Annotated in this window: 18 protein-coding genes and 1 other RNA gene; 9 read left to right on the top strand and 10 right to left on the bottom strand. The window is 40.5% G+C overall.

Annotation, left to right across the window (positions count from 1 at the left end; genetic code table 11):
* Positions 1-3 precede the first annotated feature (3 nt).
* The 5 genes from mutS (at position 4) to N2257_02675 (ending at position 5,939) form a co-directional block, all read left to right on the top strand.
* Positions 4-2,574 carry a DNA mismatch repair protein MutS gene (mutS, locus tag N2257_02695; protein MCX7793304.1) on the top strand — a complete coding sequence of 857 codons (2,571 nt, stop codon included), beginning with the start codon at positions 4-6 and terminating at the stop codon, positions 2,572-2,574.
* Between the two features lie 124 nt (positions 2,575-2,698).
* The gene (locus tag N2257_02690) at positions 2,699-3,268 is read left to right on the top strand and encodes a hypothetical protein (protein ID MCX7793303.1); all 570 of its coding nucleotides are present in this window, start codon (positions 2,699-2,701) and stop codon (positions 3,266-3,268) included.
* Between the two features lie 32 nt (positions 3,269-3,300).
* Positions 3,301-4,260, top strand: a complete 960-nt coding sequence (locus N2257_02685) for a WYL domain-containing protein (protein ID MCX7793302.1) — start codon at positions 3,301-3,303, stop codon at positions 4,258-4,260.
* Between the two features lie 25 nt (positions 4,261-4,285).
* Positions 4,286-5,485: a DUF2130 domain-containing protein gene (locus N2257_02680; GenBank protein MCX7793301.1), complete on the top strand. Its 1,200-nt coding sequence runs from the start codon at positions 4,286-4,288 to the stop codon at positions 5,483-5,485.
* Between the two features lie 79 nt (positions 5,486-5,564).
* Positions 5,565-5,939: a hypothetical protein gene (locus N2257_02675; protein ID MCX7793300.1), complete on the top strand. Its 375-nt coding sequence runs from the start codon at positions 5,565-5,567 to the stop codon at positions 5,937-5,939.
* A 713-nt stretch (positions 5,940-6,652) separates the two neighbouring features.
* Here N2257_02675 and folP read toward each other — a convergent pair.
* From folP to smpB, 6 genes are all read right to left on the bottom strand, one after another.
* Positions 6,653-7,513, bottom strand: a complete 861-nt coding sequence (gene folP, locus N2257_02670) for a dihydropteroate synthase (GenBank protein MCX7793299.1) — start codon at positions 7,511-7,513, stop codon at positions 6,653-6,655.
* Positions 7,514-7,526: 13 nt separating this feature from the next.
* Positions 7,527-9,323, bottom strand: coding sequence for an ATP-dependent zinc metalloprotease FtsH (ftsH, locus tag N2257_02665; protein MCX7793298.1), 1,797 nt, complete (start codon positions 9,321-9,323; stop codon positions 7,527-7,529).
* A 32-nt stretch (positions 9,324-9,355) separates the two neighbouring features.
* A complete protein-coding gene (gene rph, locus N2257_02660) occupies positions 9,356-10,087 on the bottom strand; it encodes a ribonuclease PH (GenBank protein MCX7793297.1) in 732 nt (243 codons plus the stop codon).
* A complete protein-coding gene (gene murI / locus N2257_02655; protein ID MCX7793296.1) occupies positions 10,084-10,893 on the bottom strand; it encodes a glutamate racemase in 810 nt (269 codons plus the stop codon). The genes rph and murI overlap by 4 nt, the downstream gene beginning before the upstream one ends.
* 543 nt (positions 10,894-11,436) lie before the next feature.
* Positions 11,437-11,784, bottom strand: a transfer-messenger RNA (tmRNA) gene (ssrA, locus tag N2257_02650).
* A gap of 55 nt (positions 11,785-11,839) precedes the next feature.
* Complete coding sequence (gene smpB / locus N2257_02645) at positions 11,840-12,295, bottom strand: SsrA-binding protein SmpB (GenBank protein ID MCX7793295.1); 456 nt, start codon at positions 12,293-12,295, stop codon at positions 11,840-11,842.
* 244 nt (positions 12,296-12,539) lie between these two features.
* On the opposite strand from smpB, the gene N2257_02640 reads away from it, so the two are divergent.
* Positions 12,540-12,851 carry a hypothetical protein gene (locus N2257_02640; protein ID MCX7793294.1) on the top strand — a complete coding sequence of 104 codons (312 nt, stop codon included), beginning with the start codon at positions 12,540-12,542 and terminating at the stop codon, positions 12,849-12,851.
* Positions 12,852-12,866: 15 nt separating this feature from the next.
* On the opposite strand, the gene rtcA is transcribed toward N2257_02640, so the two are convergent.
* Together rtcA and N2257_02630 are read right to left on the bottom strand one after the other, a co-directional pair.
* Positions 12,867-13,922: an RNA 3'-terminal phosphate cyclase gene (gene rtcA / locus N2257_02635; GenBank protein ID MCX7793293.1), complete on the bottom strand. Its 1,056-nt coding sequence runs from the start codon at positions 13,920-13,922 to the stop codon at positions 12,867-12,869.
* Complete coding sequence (locus N2257_02630; protein MCX7793292.1) at positions 13,906-14,802, bottom strand: radical SAM protein; 897 nt, start codon at positions 14,800-14,802, stop codon at positions 13,906-13,908. The genes rtcA and N2257_02630 overlap by 17 nt, the downstream gene beginning before the upstream one ends.
* 176 nt (positions 14,803-14,978) lie before the next feature.
* On the opposite strand from N2257_02630, the gene metK reads away from it, so the two are divergent.
* From metK to rlmN, 3 genes are read left to right on the top strand one after another with little or no spacing between them, the layout of a single operon-like run.
* Positions 14,979-16,118 (top strand): methionine adenosyltransferase, encoded by a 1,140-nt coding sequence (metK, locus tag N2257_02625; GenBank protein MCX7793291.1) that lies wholly within the window; start codon positions 14,979-14,981, stop codon positions 16,116-16,118.
* A 4-nt stretch (positions 16,119-16,122) separates the two neighbouring features.
* On the top strand, positions 16,123-17,388 hold the full coding sequence (gene ahcY / locus N2257_02620) for an adenosylhomocysteinase (protein MCX7793290.1): 1,266 nt from the start codon (positions 16,123-16,125) through the stop codon (positions 17,386-17,388).
* Positions 17,389-17,429: 41 nt separating this feature from the next.
* On the top strand, positions 17,430-18,455 hold the full coding sequence (gene rlmN / locus N2257_02615) for a 23S rRNA (adenine(2503)-C(2))-methyltransferase RlmN (protein ID MCX7793289.1): 1,026 nt from the start codon (positions 17,430-17,432) through the stop codon (positions 18,453-18,455).
* Here the strand turns inward: rlmN and N2257_02610 are convergent.
* Both N2257_02610 and N2257_02605 read right to left on the bottom strand, forming a co-directional pair.
* Entirely contained in the window at positions 18,452-19,417 is a 966-nt protein-coding gene (locus tag N2257_02610) for a diguanylate cyclase (protein MCX7793288.1), read from the bottom strand. The genes rlmN and N2257_02610 overlap by 4 nt on opposite strands.
* 6 nt (positions 19,418-19,423) lie before the next feature.
* On the bottom strand, positions 19,424-19,822 hold the full coding sequence (locus N2257_02605) for a DUF2914 domain-containing protein (protein ID MCX7793287.1): 399 nt from the start codon (positions 19,820-19,822) through the stop codon (positions 19,424-19,426).
* Positions 19,823-19,891 lie beyond the last annotated feature (69 nt).

Raw genomic sequence — 19,891 nt, 5'->3', positions numbered from 1 at the left:
TCTGTGTCTGAGCTTACACCGTTGATGAAACAGTATTTTAATATAAAAGAAAGATACAAAGATGCTATAGTATTCTTCAGGCTTGGTGATTTTTATGAAATGTTCGGTGAAGATGCCCTTATCGCCTCAAAGGTACTCCAGATAACACTTACAACAAGAGACAGGGATAAAGAAGAACCGATCCCTATGTGTGGTGTTCCCTATTTCACAGCAGACACCTATATCTCAAAGCTCATAAAGGCAGGATACAAGGTAGCCCTCTGTGAACAGCTTGAAGAACCTTCTCAGGCAAAGGGACTTGTTGAAAGGGATGTTGTGCGTGTTATAACAGCAGGTACACACATTCCTGAGGAACCCAAGGAGAATTCCTATATCCTCGCCTTTTTCCCTATGAAAAATATTACAGGTGTCGCACTTGCAGATATTCATGTAGGAGAATTTACCCTTTATGAAACAGATGGTGAAATAGAAGATGAGATAGAAAGATTCCAGCCAAAGGAAATACTCTATCCAGCATCCCTGAAAGAAGACCTCAGGTTCAAAGACCTTCTGAGAGATTTCTACTCCACACCCTGCGAGGACTGGTATTTTGACCCTCGGGAAGGAGAGGCATTATTGCTAAGATTTTTTAAGGTATCGTCCCTTGAGGGATTCGGGATCATTGGTATGGAAGCTGCGATAGCAGCTGCCGGTGCATTGATGAACTACCTTGAGACAACCCAGAAGGGTGTCCTGAATTTTAAAAAGCTCACACCTATCCACAAAAGAGAATTTCTCTATATGGATGCCTCAACCATAAAGAATCTTGAGCTCTTAAGGTCTATGAGAGAAGAGACATCTGGCTCTTTACTCTGGGCTCTTGATGAAACCTTGACACCAATGGGAGGCAGGCTGCTGAGAAGATCGATAACAAGACCTCTCCTTGATCTTGCTGAGATAAATACAAGATTATCAATAGTAGAATCCCTTGTAAATTCAGGCGAGATCCTGGAGCTCCTGAGAAGTTATCTGAGAAAGGTCCAGGACATAGAGAGGCTCTCCGGGAAGATAGTCACAGGAACTGCGAATCCAAGAGACCTCATTGCTCTTAAAAATTCGTTAAAAACAGTACCACAGCTAAGGAAAATACTCTCCGGATTTGATGAACCAGAGATAAAAAAACTCACAAATAATATCTCTGTTCCTGAGGAGGTGGTCAACCTAATAGAAAGGACTATCATTGATGATCCTCCCCAGTCAATAAAAGAGGGTGGATTCATAAAGAATGGCTTTGATCCAGAGATTGATAGACTAAGGGAACTACAGCAAAACAGCAGGGAGATAATCACCAGAATGGAAGCAGAGGAGAAGGCGAGGACAGGTATCCAGTCATTAAAGATTGGCTATAACAGGGTCTTCGGCTACTATATAGAGGTGACAAAGGCAAACCTGAGGCAGATACCTTCAGATTATGAAAGAAAACAGACACTTGTTAATGCAGAGCGATTCATAACGCCAAAACTCAAAGAATACGAGGCACGGATTCTAGGTGCAGATGAAGAACTCAAAAGGCTTGAAGAGGAAAGGTTCAGAGATATTCTGGAAGGGTTAAAGCCACATACAGAGTCCATAAAGGCACTCTCAGAAACAGTTGCCTATCTTGATATGCTTTCAGCTTTTGCAACTGTATCAAGAAGATATAACTACACAAAACCTGTAATAGATGAAAGCACATTAATAGAGATTACTGATGGAAGACATCCTGTAATAGAGAGACTTCAGAACAGGGAAAGATTTGTTCCAAACAATCTTTTCATAAATACAGATACGGATAGACTTCTGATAATAACAGGTCCCAACATGGCAGGAAAGTCAACATACATGCGGCAGAATGCCCTCATAGTTATAATGGCGCAGATCGGTTGCTTCGTGCCTGCAGCTCAGGCCAGAATAGGGCTCGTGGACAGGATTTTCACAAGGATAGGTGCATCCGATATCCTTTCAAAGGGACAGTCAACATTCATGGTGGAGATGCTTGAGACAGCCAACATACTTAACAATGCCACATTTAGAAGCCTCATTATTCTTGATGAGATAGGTCGCGGAACTTCAACCTTTGATGGAATAAGCATAGCCTGGGCAGTTGCTGAATATCTTGCAAAAAATATAAGGGCGAGGACACTCTTCGCTACACATTATCACGAGCTGACAGAACTAGCCCTCACAGTGGATGGTGTTAAGAACTATAATATTTCTGTAAAGGAATGGGGGGATGAGATTATCTTTTTAAGAAAAATAGATGAAGGTCCTGCTGACAAAAGCTATGGTATTCAGGTAGCCAGGCTTGCTGGGCTTCCATCCGTGGTACTTGACAGGGCTAAGGAGATACTCTCCAATCTTGAAAAAACAGAACTTGATGAGTCAGGTCTTCCACGCTTTGCTGGCACACCAACGGACGGAATGCGACAGCTTGACCTCTTTGGCGGAGCCTTCCACCCTGTAATATCAGAGCTACGGCAACTTGACATGAGCAATCTGAAACCAGAAGAAGCACTGAAGATACTGAGAAGGCTCAAGCAGAAGTCTGAAAAATAAAAAATGTATATATCACTGTACTTTATGGAGGACATTCCAGCAGTGGCTTGAAAGATTTCTGAAAGATTGGTAAATATAATACAAAAATTCCTGTCTTGCCATCTTTGGAAAGAGGAGGTTAAATATGCAGAGACTCGTTACATATTTTGAAAAACCCGGAAGAGAAAACACAGAGGAATGTCTGAAGATTGCGATTCAGGCAATCAAAGAGTCCGGATATAAACACCTTGTAGTGGCCTCAACAACAGGAGAAACAGGTCTGAAGATTGTGGAGGCACTGAAGGGATTGAATATAAATCTTGTCATAGTAACCCATTCTACAGGATTCAAGGCTCCAAACACCCAGGAAATGCATTCAGATGTGAGAGAAAGGATCATACAGAATGGAGCAAAGGTCTTAACAGGTACAATGATAACTCACAGTATTGAGACTGCCTTCAGCCAGAAATTTCAGGGACTCTATCCTACCCATATAGTTGCCCAGACATTAAGGAGGTTTGGAGAGGGACCGAAGGTATGCATAGAGTGTGTAATGATGGCAGTTGATGCAGGTCTCATTCCAGAAGGAGAAGAGGTCCTTGCCATTGCAGGGACAGCCTATGGAGCAGATACAGTTATGCTTATAAAATCTGCTGCCTCAAAAAGATTCCTTGACCTTAAGGTCCTCGAGATCCTAGCAAAGCCCAGGGCATAGAAAATATATTTTCTACACTAAGGAGATTAGCATTGACTGAACAGCTAAGGTGTAAGAGACTCTTTGAGATTTATAATATGCTTCTTGAAAATGGTAGGATCTCAAAAGACAAACTCTGCAGTTATTTTAATATCTCCTCAAGAACGGCTGAAAGAGACATAGCCTTTTTGTGCAGTATACCGGGTCTCTCAATAAGTGGGAAGCGAGATCCCCATGATGGAAAATGGTATTACTGTCTTCCTGATGAATACAGGCATCAGAGGAATTTTATAAAAAACAATCAGGAGATTTTAATACTCCTTCTCAGTCTTTCTCTCTGCCATTTCAGCTCCGCTGCAGAAGGTGACCTTAAGGAGAGATTCTCTTCAGCCCTCAGGAGTGCCTTTCCTCTGAAATTTACTGAGGAGCTCTTTTATTATCATGATGAAGCACCCCATTTAAATCCATTAAGACTTGATACACTTCTGCTTCTCTTTGAGGCCTATAGAAATAAAAATATCCTGAGCCTTAAAACGAGGGATGGCAGAAGGTTAAATTTCAGGCTCTTCAAGATAATCCATTACGTTGATGAGTTCTATATTTGCGGTCAGATAAAAAGAGAAAATGAAATAGTTATCCTCTCTCTTCATGAAATAGAGGAGATAAAAATTCTTAAAAAAACCTATTCAATTCCAGAGGATTTTTCTATAGAAAAATACCTCGAGTCAGCCTTCGGAATCATACCTGGCAGAAAAGAAGAGATACATTTACAGTTCCAAAAGGAGATTGCAGATTACATAAAACAAAGACTCTGGCACACATCACAGAAGATAGAAGAAAAGGAAGATGGCTCTGTCATTCTTAAAATGAATGTTGCAATTAATGAAGAATTGATAAAATGGATCCTGAGCCATGGTAGCAGAATAAAGGTTCTTAAACCAGACAGGCTCAGAGACCTCATCAGGTCAGAAATAGAAAAAACACTGGGAGGCTATAAAAACGACATGATCTGACGCCACTGAATGATAAAGTAAGATTATGGAAAATAAAAGTACCATAAGATGTCCGCAGTGTGGAAGGGAGATAAATGTAAGTGAGGTTCTCTACAGCCAGTTAGAGGAAAAGATTAAAAAGGTCTACCAGGCAAAGGAAGAAGAACTCCTGGAGCAGCAAGAAAGACTTAAAGAGAGCATAGAGAAAGAGTTTGAAGAAAGGCTCAAAGCGAGCAGGACCAGAATTGAAGAAGAACTGAGGAGAAGAATTGAAGAAGAACATTCAATAAAGATAAATCTTCTCCAGAAAGAGCTTCAGGAAAAGACAGAGAAGGTAAAAGAACTCCACTCTGCCCTAATAGAAATAGAGAAACTTAAAAGGGAAAAGGAACTAATGAGAGAACAGATCACCCTTGAAAAAGAAAAGGAACTTACCGAAAAATTAAAAGAAGAACGGGAAAAACTTAAGAGGCAGGTAGAGGAGTCATTAAACCTGCAAATAAAAGAAAAAGACATACTCATTGAGCAGCTAAAATCCCAGCTTGATGAAGCAAGGAGGAAGGCAGAACAGGGCTCAATCCAGCTTAAAGGAGAAGCACAGGAGCTTGAGCTGGAAAAGCTCTTAAAATCAGCATATCCAACTGATGAGATTCTGGAAATCAGGAAAGGGCAGCGGGGAGCTGATATCCTCCAGATAGTAAAGACATCTAAAGGAACTGAATGTGGAAAGATATACTATGAAAGCAAGCGGGCAAAAAACTTTGACTATAACTGGATTGAGAAACTAAAGGAAGATAATCTAACAGTAAAGGCAGATTTCCTTGTCATTGTTTCAGAGACCCTTCCCGACGGGAGGGATAGATTTTTATACAAGGACGGAGTATGGATATGCTCCCTTTCAGAGGTAGAGGGCCTATCCTTTGTATTGAGAAAGAGCCTTCAGGAGATTTATGCTGTAAAGGTTTCGCAGCAGGGCAAAGACATAAAGATGGAGATGCTCTATAATTATCTAACGAGTAATGAATTCAGAGGACAGTTTGAGGCAATAATAGATGGATTCATCGCTCTCCAGAATGGTTACCAAGAAGAAAAACGGAGGATGGAAAAAATCTGGGCAGAAAGGCAGAAGCAGATTGAGAAGGTAATTTCAGGCATGATAGCCTTTTATGGCTCCATCAAAGGCATTGCCGGCTCATCAATACCTGAGATAAAGGCTCTTGAAGGAGGAATATCAATAGAAGAATAATCAGGTAGTTTCCTGATTTAGACACAAACGACCATTTCTGACGCTTTTATATTTTATAATTAAACTGGAGGTGATGCATATGACATATCTTGAAGGAAAGAAGCTGGAGAAAAGGTTAAAGGAACTTCTTGCCCTTTATAACTTTCAGAACCTGAATGATGAACAGAGGGCAAGGGCAGAGCATGAGATAGAATTAATTAAAAATATTCTTCCTGCGGAGGTTGTCGAAGAGATAGAACATTACTTCAGTGATAAAAACAGACTTAGCAAGGAAGAAAAGGAAGCTATCTATAAAAAGATGGAGCAGAGATTAAAAGAACATCCAAACTGGGCAGATTTTCATCTCTTTGACCTCTTCTTTGACATCCTTTCTGTCCGAGATGGTGAACTACTCAATAAAGCAAGAAACCTGAGATGGGAAATCCTGAACAGAAGACCTATTCCGCTAGAATGATGGATAATTATATTACACTGCATATTCCTGTCTGGACAATCCTCCTTTATATCATTGTAGCTGTGTATAAGTTTGCCGAATCACTTTTAGCTGAATATAAAGAAAAAGACAGGATTACTTTAGCAAGATTAGGTATATCTGCTCTTTCATCAGTTTTATGGATAATGGTAACCATATATGCGGTTCCCTGTTATCTTTTTTATAAATATTGTGATGACATAGTGATTTTACAAAATAGCCGAAAGGATAATATAAATTAAACCCTAGCGAATTGAGACTTTCGAGCAGTTATCTGAACACCTTAATTCCTGAAATTTTTTGGTGAAGTATATATACAAGCCTGGTAATAACATTATCCCTTCCACTATAATTTTTACTTGCTACAGCAAACTGAATTGAAGATATGATCAAACCCATTATAACGAACATTAAATTATAAAAAGCCTTTTCCTCATGCCACACAAATAATAGGCTTGATAGAACGATGCAGAGGGTTACCAGAAATATTATTACAATACCTTTTTTAATACCAAATTTTTTAAAAAGCATCTTTCCTAAAGGATTTGTCTCATGTTCTGGAAAGCGGCACATCTTATAGGTGGAATGACAATCCAGAAATTTACTCAGAATAAGTAAAAGGGTGACGAAAATTAAGGTTATCTTCATACTTTATCTCTGAAGAAATTTATTTCGAACAGGCGATTACTTTTTATTCAATTCCTTCCAAAAACAAGAAGATTTTCTTTTTTTATCCCATCCACGACTTTAAGCAATTTTACTGTCTCCTTTACATCATGAACACGCACTATGTTTGCTCCATTATAAGCAGCTATAGCAACAGCTCCAAGTGTGCCTTCAAGCCGCATTAGTGGCGGCACATCTCCAAGAAGCTTTCCTATAAAGGCCTTACGTGATGGGCCTATAAGTATTGGTTTTTCAAGATAGGTAAACTCTCTCAGTCTGTTTATAATCTCAAGATTATGCTCAAAGGTTTTGCCAAAGCCTATGCCGGGGTCTATAATTATCAACTCCTCTGATATACCTGCCTCCCTTGCAATAATGATACCCTCTCTTAAATAATCCATTATTTCAGGTATAAGTGCATCATAGGTTGGATTTAACTGCATTGTCTTTGGTATTCCCTTAATATGCATTATGATAACAGGAACTCTGTATTCTGCGACAATATTTTTCATCTCAGGATCAAATCTCAATCCACTTATATCATTTACCATAGAAGCACCTGCATCAAGGGCAGCACGAGCAACCAGTGATTTATATGTATCTATGGAAACTGGAACTTTTACCTGAGCTACAAGTCTTTTGATCACAGGCACGACCCGTTTGATCTCCTCAGCAGCAGAAACAGGCTCTGAACCAGGTCTTGTTGATTCACCACCTATATCAATGATATCTGCTCCATCTTCGACCATCCTGAGGGCATGCTCTACTGCTCTTTCAGGATCAGAAAATAATCCACCATCTGAAAAGGAATCAGGTGTTACATTCAGGATTCCCATTACATGAGTCTTAGAGGAAAGGTCAAGGTCAAAGTGTCTCCATCTGAGCCTCAACTTTTGACCTCTATCAGGCAGGCTGGAGTTCCTTCTGATGGGATTCTATAAGTCTGTCTATCTCTGCTCCATCAACTGTCTCTTTTTCAAGGAGTAGATTCACGAGGGCATCAAGCAATTCACGATTCTTTCTTATAAGGTCCTTTGCATACTCGTACTGCTCCGTAACTATCCTCCTTACCTCTTCATCTATCTCCTCAGCAGTCTTTTCAGAATAGTCCTTGTGCTTTGCAAGCTCCTTACCAAGAAATATCTGCTCCTCCCTCTTTCCAAAGGTCAGGGGTCCAAGTCTTTCTGACATACCCCACTGGGTAACCATCTTTCTTGCAAGCTCTGTAGCACGCTCAAGGTCATTACCGGCACCTGTGGTCATGTGACCTAATGCAATCTCCTCAACAGCCCTTCCACCTAGAAGTACAGCTATGGTCTTAAGGAGATAATCCTTTGAATAGGTATATCTATCATCCATTGGTAGTTGCTGAGTAACACCTAATGCCCTTCCACGAGGAATTATGCTAACCTTATGAATGGGGTCTGTGCCAGGTGTTAGCTTTGCCACAAGGGCATGGCCTCCTTCATGATAGGCGGTGTTCCTTTTTTCAGCATCACTTATAATCATGCTCCTTCTTTCAACACCCATCAGGACCTTATCTTTAGCCGCTTCAAAGTCTTCCATGTCAACTGCTGCCTTTGACTTTCTTGCTGCAAGGAGAGCAGCTTCATTAACCAGATTAGCGAGATCAGCACCTGAGAATCCTGGTGTACCCCTTGCGATAATCTCGAGATTTACATCAGGAGCAAGCGGTATATTTCTTGTATGGACCTTGAGTATCTCCAGTCTTCCTTTTACATCAGGCTGCGGAACAACTATCTGGCGGTCAAATCTCCCAGGTCTTAAAAGTGCAGGATCAAGGACATCAGGCCTGTTTGTTGCTGCAATGATTATCACACCCTCATTTGGCTCAAAACCATCCATTTCCACAAGTAGCTGATTCAGTGTCTGCTCCCTTTCATCATGTCCTCCGCCAAGACCAGCACCTCTGTGTCTTCCAACTGCATCTATCTCGTCTATGAATACCAGGCAAGGTGCATTCTTTTTTGCCTGGTCAAAAAGATCTCTTACCCTAGAAGCTCCGACTCCAACAAACATCTCTACAAAATCAGATCCCGATATAGAAAAGAAAGGCACGCCAGCCTCTCCCGCGATTGCTTTTGCAAGAAGGGTCTTACCTGTTCCAGGCGGTCCCACAAGAAGAACACCCTTTGGAATCTTACCACCAAGTTTGGAAAATTTTTGAGGATCCTTCAGAAAATCTATTATCTCCTGTACCTCATGCTTCGCCTCATCAATGCCCGCAACATCATTAAAGGTAACCTTTACTGATTTGTCAGATATAAGCCTTACCCTTGCCTTCCCAAAACTCATAGCCCTGTTACCACCGACCTGCATCTGTCTCATAAAGAATATCCAGACCATTATTAAAAGGAGTATCGGACCAAAGGCATAAAAAGCATTTACATACCAAGGGGTCTGCTCTGGTGGCTTCGCAATTATCTTAACAGAACGAGCCTGGAGCTCCTTCACAAGATCAGGATAATCAGGGCTGTAGGTTTTGAATTTTGAACCATCCTTCAGTTTTCCTGAAATATTATTACCCTTTATAACCACTTCTTCCACCTGAGACTCCTGAACCCTCGCCAGAAAATCTGAGAAGGATATTTCTGACTCAAGCCTTTCAGGTGTGCTCACGATGTTAAAGAGAAGCAGCATCGTAAGGATTATAAGTAGCCAAACTGTTAAACTTTTCATCATATTCTTTTTTATTTTAACATTTAAAAACTCTAAAAGCTATAGGTCTCCTTTTCAAGGAGCTCTTTCTGCAGATTAATCAATTTTATAATGCCTGACTGAGCAAGTTTCAGAAGATTGTCAAGAACCTCCTTTTTAAAAGGTTTTCCCTCTGCTGTGCCCTGCACCTCAACATATTCTCCGCTTCCTGTCATAACCACATTCATATCAACCTCAGCAATAGAATCTTCTTCATAGCAGAGGTCAAGGACCGGAGAGCCGTTCACTATACCCACACTAACTGCTGCAAGGTAATCTTTTACAGGATTTTTATCAATGATGCCATTTTTTATAAGATGCCTTACACCATCAACAAGAGCAATATAGGCACCTGTTATAGAGGCAGTCCTGGTACCTCCATCAGCCTGAATCACATCACAATCAATCCATATAGTTCTCTCACCTATTGCTTCAAGGTCAAGTATAGCCCTGAGTGCCCTTCCTATCAACCTCTGGATCTCATGGGTTCTTCCTCCAATCCTTCCCTGAGTTGATTCCCTTATTGTTCGAGTAGGAGTGGAGCGCGGAAGCATGGAGTATTCTGCAGTAAGCCAGCCCTTTTTCTGGTCCTTTAAAAAAGGAGGCACCTTCTCCTCAATAGAGGCTGTGCATATAACCTTTGTATTTCCAAGTTCTATTAACACAGAACCTTCTGCATTTTTTATGAATCCCCTCGTGATTTTCACTGGTCTCAGTTCATCATTTTTTCTTCCATCAGGTCTCAACTGAGTACCTCCTTAAGGACAATTTTCTCTATATTTTCAATCTTCTCGCCAAGAAATTTCTCTCCTACATGAACAAATCTTTCTGGTGAATCTGTTACATAAAAAGTATAATTGCCATGTGCTGAGTTATTCTGGAGGTCGTACATTTCAAGAATCTTTTTTACAACCTTTGCTGTTTCCTGAGCAGAATCAATAAGGGTTATTTCACTTCCCATAACTTCTGATATTATATCCTTTAATAATGGATAATGTGTGCAACCCAGTATGAGGGTATCAATCCCTTTAACCTTCAATTCACCAAGATAGGTCTCTGTCACAAGCCTCGTAACCTCACCCGTAAACCATCCCTCTTCTACTAAAGGCACAAAAAGCGGACAGGCTTTTGAAAAGACCTGAACTGTACTATCTATATGTTTAATTATTTCGGGATAGGCCATACTCCTCACTGTTGCCTCTGTACCAATAATACCAATCTTTTTGTTTCTGGTTACACTAACAGCAGCCCTTGCACCTGGTTCTATGACACCCACAACCGGCACAGCGGTCATATTTTTAATTTCCTGAAGGCTAAGAGATGATGCAGTATTGCAAGCTATTACAAGCAGCTTTATTCCTTTTGATAGAAGAAATTCTGTATTTTCAATAGAATATCTGGTAACTGTCTCCTTTGACCTTATGCCGTATGGGACCCTTGCGGTATCTCCCAAGTAAATAATATTTTCTTCCGGAAGCAGCCTTTTGATCTCTTTAAAGACCGTAAGGCCTCCCACGCCTGAATCAAATATTCCTATTGCCTTTTGTCTCATTATATTCTCAACCAATTTAATAAGAGTTGGAGGGAAGCTTAAAGAAACCTCTTTTTAAAATCTTATAAGCTATAGAACAAAGAAAATCTGAAAATCCTTAAATTTTAGTATGCCATAAGAATATACAGAAACTCAATAAATAGAGATTTCTGGACACTTCTTTAAGGCTTTTAAAAACTAATCTTTTAGCAAAAAAATTATCCCATAAATCTCTTCAGAAAACCGGTTGAATTTTTCTATGATATCCTCAATATAATAAGCATAGAGCTCCACGGAAGACTTATAAGATGGACACACCTTGTTTGCCATATAACAACTGCTCGTCGAGCAATATTGGTATCTCAAGAGTGTGTCTTAAGAGTAATACCCCTGCCTTCATGCGTTACGCGGGCATGTCCACTCACTCCATCTGGCAAACCTTAACTCTCCGGATCTCATAGAGGATTAAGGGTGACTTTTTTGTACAGATGTGGATCAATCTATATATAGCTCACTTAAAAAATAAAACAAGAGTACTATAACGGACTTCTGTGGATTTACGGATGGTGGAGGCGGCGGGAATCGAACCCGCGTCCAGAAGTCCTACACTCAGGCATCTACATGCTTAGCCTGCATATTAAACTTCGGCTGAGGGGTTTGCCTGCAGGCAGGCACCTCTGGCCTACATCCCGTAAATCTCACCAGATCCCACGGGATTCTCGGATCTGGCCAGCCTGCTCGCCGGCATCACTCCAGAGACACAGGCAATCTCTGGGTGATGTGCTGCTTTTAATTAAGCAGCGAGTGCCAGTTCGTTGTTGGCGTCTGTTTTTTTCCCATCTTTTTACGTGGTGATGGGGCCACGGCATGCGCTCTGAGCTTCGATAACCCCTGTCGAATCCATTCGCCCCCTTTTAATAAAGAACATACAAGAAAGTTCGAATCAAGGAGATAATATCTTTTGCATTCAAATTTTTGATTTTCCTGTAGCCATAGCTCTCGCTATCTCTCGTTTAGCCTCTCTTTCTTTAATTGCTTCACGTTTTTCAAAGAGCCTTTTACCCCTGGCAAGACCTATTTCGACCTTAGCCCTGTTATTCTTAAAATAAATTTTGAGAGGTATTATTGTATAACCTCTCTGCTGGCTCTTTCCCCTCAGCCTTTCAATTTCCCTTCTGTGTAAAAGGAGTTTTCTGGTTCTTAAAGGCTCATGGTTTGTTATGTTACCATGACTGTAAGGCCCGATATGACAGTTAAGGAGAAAGGCCTCATTATTTTTTATTATAACATAACTATCTTTAAGATTTGCCCTTCCCTCTCTTAGTGCCTTAACCTCTGTTCCAAGAAGCACGAGACCTGCCTCAAGGGTCTCCTCAATATAATAATCATGATAAGCCTTTTTATTTTCAGCTACTATTTTCATAATTTAAGATAAAACTGAAAGGCATAAAAAGTAAACACCTTTTTATAATTTTGCACAAAAACCTCAAAAGTCAGTAAATTCAAATTGAAAGGGATAAGGTATTCATTTAATCAGTTGATAGGATTTATAAAAACTTTCAATTTGACAGACACTAAAAATAGTGCTATTCTTAAAATATAAAGAGGAGTAAATCAGTCCTATTTAGGACTGAAATTATTAACCCTTTAACAGAAAGGAGGCCATAATGGTAAAAGCAAGAAACATAGATTACAGAAGTATCTGTGAAGAACTTTATGGTGAACTTGATGGCATGAAAGGAAAGTTAAGTGAGATAATAGATCATGTAGAAAGGCTCGGTCCAGAGTTAAAGGAAAGGTTTAGGCCAGTTATAAGGCATCTGGATGATATTATAAACACAATTGAATGGAAGAAGGAGATATTTACAAAGGTTTGTCCCTTTGATTTTAGCGGATACCACAGGGAAGCTGAAACCACTGCATCAGTTCCATTAAGAGAGAAAGCTGAAGATTTTTCACCTGGCTATGTCGGAGGTTGATCAGAATGGCGGAGCTTAAGTGCTCCGCCATTCTTTCTCTCCTTTCAATCTAACAATACCAGGTTGACCTTCAGCACCTTCAACTGAATAATGAATTTGAAGAAATTGCTTTAAAACCCAGAGATTTGTAAGGAGATGACTCGTTATCTCAGAGGTTGAAAATTCTGATAACTTGTCTATAAGGCTCAGGTAAAGAACTATCTGGTCACTTATATGAGGATCGAGTGCGCAGCCTGTTTTTAAGTGTCTTAAAAATTGTTTCCAAGCCTCTTCACCAACAGATTCAGCCTTTTTACCTTTTTCGCCGAGACTTGAAAAACCTGCAACTGAATTTTCATAAAAAGCCTCTATAAACAGAAAGGTGCCTGGGCCAGGTGATCTAACGGCAAGGCTTTTAATCTGCATCTTTATTGAAAGGTTTGAAGCATTTTTCAGTAAGGAATCTTTCTGTCTTTCAGCTATCGATAAAGGAAGGTTTGCTACACCAGAAATTCCTTCAATCTTCAGAAGACGACCTGGCTCAAGAATATTTAACGGTTTAATCTCTTTTGCTGGCTCTGTCTCTGCCCTTATAAGTCCACCACCTCTCGGGTAAAATCCATATTGCTCCAACGATAGGTTTAAGGTTATTCCAACCTTTTCAAGAAATTTACAGAATATTCTCTTTATATAATCGTAACAGGGACTCATGGGAACATGCGTTCCGCCTCTGAGTACGACAAGGCTCTTTTTTTCTGAAAAAATAAGAGGTGGGAGAACTGTCTGCAGTACAAGCATTGTTGACCCTGCTGTTCCTATATCATAAAAAAACTCTCCTGTTTTAATTTCCCGGGGTTCAAAATAAAGTTCTGTAGAGCCTATCTCATCACCTCTGACAACTGCGGCTGATATTAATTGCATAATCCTTACTGAAGTAAGATGCTGGGGCATTAACCCTGGCTTTTTTCTACCTTTTCTTATATTGAAAATCCTAAGCGGTTTTTTAAGAAGGCAGGAAAGACTCAAGGATGTTCTTAATATCTGACCACCTCCCTCTCCAAAGGCACCGTCTATCTCAATGATCTCTGACATTGAGAATGCATCTTGGATCAGGAGAATTCAGGTCTCCGCATATAGCATAACTAACAGCAGGACAGCCCCCTTTACACCTGCCTCTGATATCACAGGTTGGAATATTACAATTATTTGCCCGCTGTCTGAGTAAGTGTAGAAGGGGTTTAAGAATAATAACATTTAATTCAGACTCAAATATATTGCCGAGCCTGAATTCGGGAAACCTGAAAAAAAGATAACAGGGAAATACAGAGCCATCTGGCATTATTGATAATTTTGTTGAACCGGCAGGACATCGCCAGGCGGAATGATCTTCTGATATAAAAGCACTGCAATAAACAGGTCTAAGTTCTGGGTACATATGCCTCAGATTTTCAACCTTATTGAGGAAGTCATAAAAGGGCATACTTTCGCAAAGCTCATTCCTGTATAGAACATCCCGGAAGATTATGTAATAAGGTATCCTATTTTTCATAAAATTCTTAGCCCAGGGCGGTATGATATAGTTCCTCTTGGCCAGGGATTTTATAATGGGCCTGCTGTCAAAGATGAATTCTTTCAGTGCCGCTTCGGGCTCAGCATTTAAAGAGATTCCAATATTTATTCTTGGAAATAGTTGCTTGAGCCTTTTAATAAATTCAATGTCTGATCCATTTGTACTGATAAAAATAGAATCAAAATTATCCGACGCAATCTCAAGAACAGAAATTATATCTCTGTGCATCAGGGGTTCACCACCGAGAATATCAAGCTCCCTTATTCCATTCATTTTCAGTATAGAGACGATTTTTCTGAAATCCTCTAAAGTCATAGAGTCAGCACTATCTATACCCCTGTTAAAACAGAAATCACAGGACTGATTGCACTGAAAGGTTAGAAAGAGCTGTATGTATTGCATAAATAATTTTAACATACCGGAATCTTTGTTTTTCGCTGTAAGTTAAGCAAAAACCATTATAACTCTTGAATTAACTCTCAACTGCCACTTATGTCGGAAAAATTCTGATCTATTTTTATATTAAAGCTTTTTAAGGTATAATAGATTTTTGAAAAAACCGGTGAAGGGAGGTTTGGATGAAAGGAGATTATTTTTTTACATCAGAGTCAGTAACAGAAGGACATCCTGATAAAGTTGCAGATCAGATATCTGATGCCGTGCTTGATGCACTCCTTGAGCAGGACCCTTATGCCAGAGTTGCCTGTGAGACACTCGTTACAACAGGTCTTGCCTTTGTTGCCGGAGAAATCACTACCAGTGGTTATGCCCATATACCTGATATTGTTAGAGAAACCGTCAAGGAAATAGGCTATACAAGAGCAAAGTATGGTTTTGACTACGAAACCTGTGCCGTAATTACTGCCATTGATAGACAGTCTCCTGATATTGCCATGGGTGTCGATACAGGAGGAGCAGGAGATCAGGGATTGATGTTTGGTTTTGCCTGCAATGAAACACCCGAGCTCATGCCCATGCCCATCATGCTTGCTCATAAACTTGCCATGAGGCTTGCTGAGGTGAGGAAAAAGGATATACTGGGTTATCTCAGGCCAGATGGAAAGACACAGGTAACAATTGAATATAAGGATGGTGTTCCGGCAAGGGTTGATACTATAGTGGTATCAGCCCAGCACAGTCCTGATGTCACTTTGAAGGAGATAAGAGAAGACATCATAGAAAAAGTTATAAAACCGGTCATTCCTCCCCATCTGCTTGATGAAGAAAATGTTAGGTACTTCATAAATCCAACGGGTAGATTCGTTGTGGGTGGTCCTATGGGTGATACAGGACTTACGGGAAGAAAGATCATAGTGGATACCTATGGAGGAGTGGGCCATCATGGAGGTGGATGCTTTTCAGGTAAGGATCCCACTAAGGTTGACCGCTCCGGAAGCTACATGGCAAGATACATTGCAAAGAATATTGTTGCAGCAGGCATTGCTGACAGGATTGAGATACAGATAGCCTATGCAATTGGAGTTCCTGAACCTGTATCAATACATGTGAACACCTTCGGCACAGGAAAGATTCCTCCGAAGGAGATCATAGAGCTTATCAGAAAACATTTTGATATGACTCCTAAGGGCATAATTGAAAAACTGAACCTGAGAAGACCAATTTATAAAAAGACCGCTGCCTACGGACATTTTGGAAGAAATGATGACTCCTTCACATGGGAAAAGACAGACATGGTAGAGGTCTTGAAGAAAGGATAATCAAATGGCAGATATAAAATCAGACATAAAAGATATAAGCCTGGCAAAAAAGGGAATGCTAAGGATAGAGTGGGCATCCATGGAGATGCCAGTGCTTAGGAGCATCAAGGAAGAATTCAAAAAAAGGAAACCCCTTAAGGGTCTCAGGATTGCTGCCTGCCTTCATGTAACTACAGAGACAGCAAATCTTATGGATACACTCAAGGCTGGAGGTGCGGAGCTCAGCCTCTGTGCATCAAATCCACTGAGTACACAGGATGATGTGGCTGCCGCAATGGTTAAGTATCACAAAATTCCTGTTTTTGCGATTAAAGGAGAGGATAAAAAGACCTACTATACTCACATCAGGTCAGCTCTGTCTATAAAACCGCATATCACCCTTGATGATGGAGCAGATCTCGTGAGCACCATTCATAAGGAAAGAAGGGATTTGCTCAGGGATATTATCGGCGGAACAGAGGAAACAACTACCGGTGTTATCAGGCTAAGGGCAATGGCAGAGGATAGAAAACTTGCCTATCCCATTATAGCTGTAAATGATGCCCATACAAAGCACCTCTTTGACAATCGCTATGGAACAGGACAGAGCACAATAGATGGCATCCTCAGGGCAACAAACAGACTTATTGCCGGTTCTGTCTTTGTCGTGTGCGGTTATGGATGGTGCGGTAAGGGAGTTGCTGTGGGGGCTAAGGGTATGGGTGCAAGGGTGATTGTTACGGAGATTGATCCTTTGAAGGCCCTTGAGGCATTGATGGATGGATTTGAAGTCATGCCCATTGATGACGCTTCAATGATTGGAGACATCTTTGTTACGGTCACGGGTGATATAAATGTAATTTCAGAGAAATCCTTCAGACTCATGAAGGACGGTGCCATAGTTGCAAATTCAGGCCATTTTAATGTAGAGATAGATATAGAGAAACTGAAAAAACTAAGTGTAAAGAGAAGGATTATAAGGGATTTTGTTGAGGAATTCACATTAAAAAATGGCAAAAGGATCTATCTTCTTGGTGAAGGAAGATTGATAAATCTTGCAGCAGCAGAAGGACATCCATCTTCTGTCATGGATATGAGTTTTGCAAATCAGGCATTATCTGTGCTCTATCTTGCAAAAAATAAGGGACATCTTAAACCCTCTGTATACAGGGTGCCGGAAGAAATAGACAGAAGGGTTGCTGAACTCAAACTCAGGGCAATGGGTATAAGAATAGACAGGCTCACACCTGAACAGGAACGATATCTCCATTCCTGGCAGATGGGAACATAAAAACTCCTTCACTCATTCATAACAATAAAAACACTTCAGCAATGATCAATCTAAAATCATTAAATATCCAGGAATTAGACTCCTTTATCAGGTCGCTCGGACTTCCCTCATACAGGACCTTGCAACTGGTCCAGTGGATATACGAAAAACTTGCAAGAGATATAGATGAGATAACAGTCTTTTCAAAGGAATTGAGAAAGATTTTGAAAGAAAGAGCCTTTATCAGTAATGTCACAATCATTGAAAAAATGGTGTCAAGGGATGGAACAATAAAGTATCTCCTTGAACTTGAGGATAAAGAAAGCATCGAGAGTGTGCTCATTCCGGATGAAAAGAGACTTACACTATGCATTTCATCTCAGGTAGGCTGTCCCATGGGCTGCGTATTCTGTCTTACAGGAAAGATAGGTTTCAGAAGAAATCTTTATGCACACGAGATAGTTGATCAGGTCATAACCGTGAAAAGAGAATTTCCTGAGATTACAAATGTAGTATTTATGGGAATGGGTGAACCGCTTCTGAACCTGGAGAATACTGTTGAGTCGATAAGGAGATTAACAAGCTTCATGCATTTTTCACCAAGAAAGATAACTGTATCAACCTGCGGGATCCCTCATAAGATAATGGAATTGTATCAGGCATTCCCCCAGAATCCTCCGAATATTGCCATATCCCTTAATGCAACAACAGATGAAACAAGGTCAAGACTCATGCCTGTAAACAGGGCATATCCACTGAAAACCCTTCTTGATACCCTGAAGAAAGTCCCGCTTCCACCGAGGAGACGCATAACCTTTGAATATGTTTTGCTTGAGGATATAAATGACAGGGATGAAGATGCAAAAAGACTCGTTAAACTCCTCCAGGGCATCCCCTCAAAAATCAATCTTATACCCTTTAATCCTGTAAAAGGTCTGGGATTTAAAAGACCTTCTGAGGAAAGGATTCTGAGATTTCAGAAGATACTTAAAGAAAATCATTTTACTGCACTTATAAGAAAATCCAAAGGTCAGGACATCCTTGCTGCCTGCGGCCAGTTAAGGGCAAGGTACGGGCAGAGAGTTTAAGGTCCGAATAATTCAACTCTGTTTCTGCCATTCCTTTTTGCCATATAGAGGGCCTCATCAGCGGCCTTTGTCAGTTTTTCCCAGTTATCAATATTTGTATCTTCAAAAGCTGTGGCGATTCCTATACTGAGAGTTATCTTTTCGTTTTCAGGAAGACCCGGAAACCTGCGGGCTGCTATATTCCTAAGAATCCGCTCAGCAACTTTTTTTGCATCAGACTTCTTAGTCTCAGGCAGGATTATTACAAATTCCTCTCCACCCCACCTGCCAACTTCATCATTCTCTCTCAGGGACGAATGGATAAGTCTTGCAACCTCTTTTAAAACAGCATCACCCGCCGCATGTCCATAGGTATCATTTATCCTCTTGAAATTGTCAATATCACACATTAGACAGGAAAGGTAATGATTATACCTTGATGCCCTTGCAAATTCTCTTTTTAGTATCTTTTCAAAATGTCTTCTGTTATATATCTCTGTAAGATAATCTGTTTTGGCCATTATATCAAGTCTGTGCAGAAGATCCTCAAGCTGTCTGTTTCTTTCTTTAAGTTCATCCTGAAGTGCCTTTGTTCTCAATGAAGCATATATCCTGGCATTGAGTTCTGCCTCATCAAAGGGCTTGGGAAGATAATCGTCAGCTCCAGCCTCGAGACCCGCAACTTTATCAGTGATGCCTGTCTTTACAGTGAGCATGATTATTGGAATCCCCCTCGTGTCCTGATTTAATCTTAACCATCTGCAGACCTCGTAACCGCTTATATCAGGAAGTATGAGGTCAAGGAGTATGAGGTCAATGGGCACAGTCTTAGCCATCTTGATCGCAGAAGCACCATTTTCTGCCCATAAAACCTCATACCCCTTTTTTTCAAGGAATTCTCGTACAAACTGAGCCTGAACTTTGTCATCCTCTACAAGAAGTATCTTTGCCTTTAGAGGAGTGGTTTTCACTTCTTCTCCCATCTTACGCTATTCCACCTTAAATGTTACTGCTTTTAAAAAATTACCGGCATTATCCAGAATATCAACCTTCCATTCTCCCCTCATACCATACAGTCTCTTTTCAGCATAGGTTCTCCACCTTGAACCCTTTTTCAGGGGAAGAGAGGTCCTTAAAACCTCCTTACCATTGTTTGACCAGACAACAGTAATGTTTGTATCTTCTTTGATATTTCTCGCCTCAATAAAACAATAGACCTTTTCTGTCGCTGCAGAGAAAGTATCCCTGATATCAACAGGCTCCCTGTTCTCTATACCTGTAGCAACTACCATTCTCTCAATAGAAAAGCCTGATTCTATCTGGGCATTAACAATGTGGCCAGCGTTAATTAAAAATAAAGCAATCATTACATATACCAATCTTCTCATAAAACCTCCACTTAGATAGAATACTATTCTTTTCCCCCAGGGGGAATCTCGAGCAGATAGTTAATAATA

The sequence above is a fragment of the Thermodesulfovibrionales bacterium genome, from assembly GCA_026417875.1.
Classification (GTDB): domain Bacteria; phylum Nitrospirota; class Thermodesulfovibrionia; order Thermodesulfovibrionales; family CALJEL01; genus CALJEL01.
Note: the sequence above shows the minus strand (reverse complement) of the source record. Positions and strands in the feature narration are given on the sequence as shown.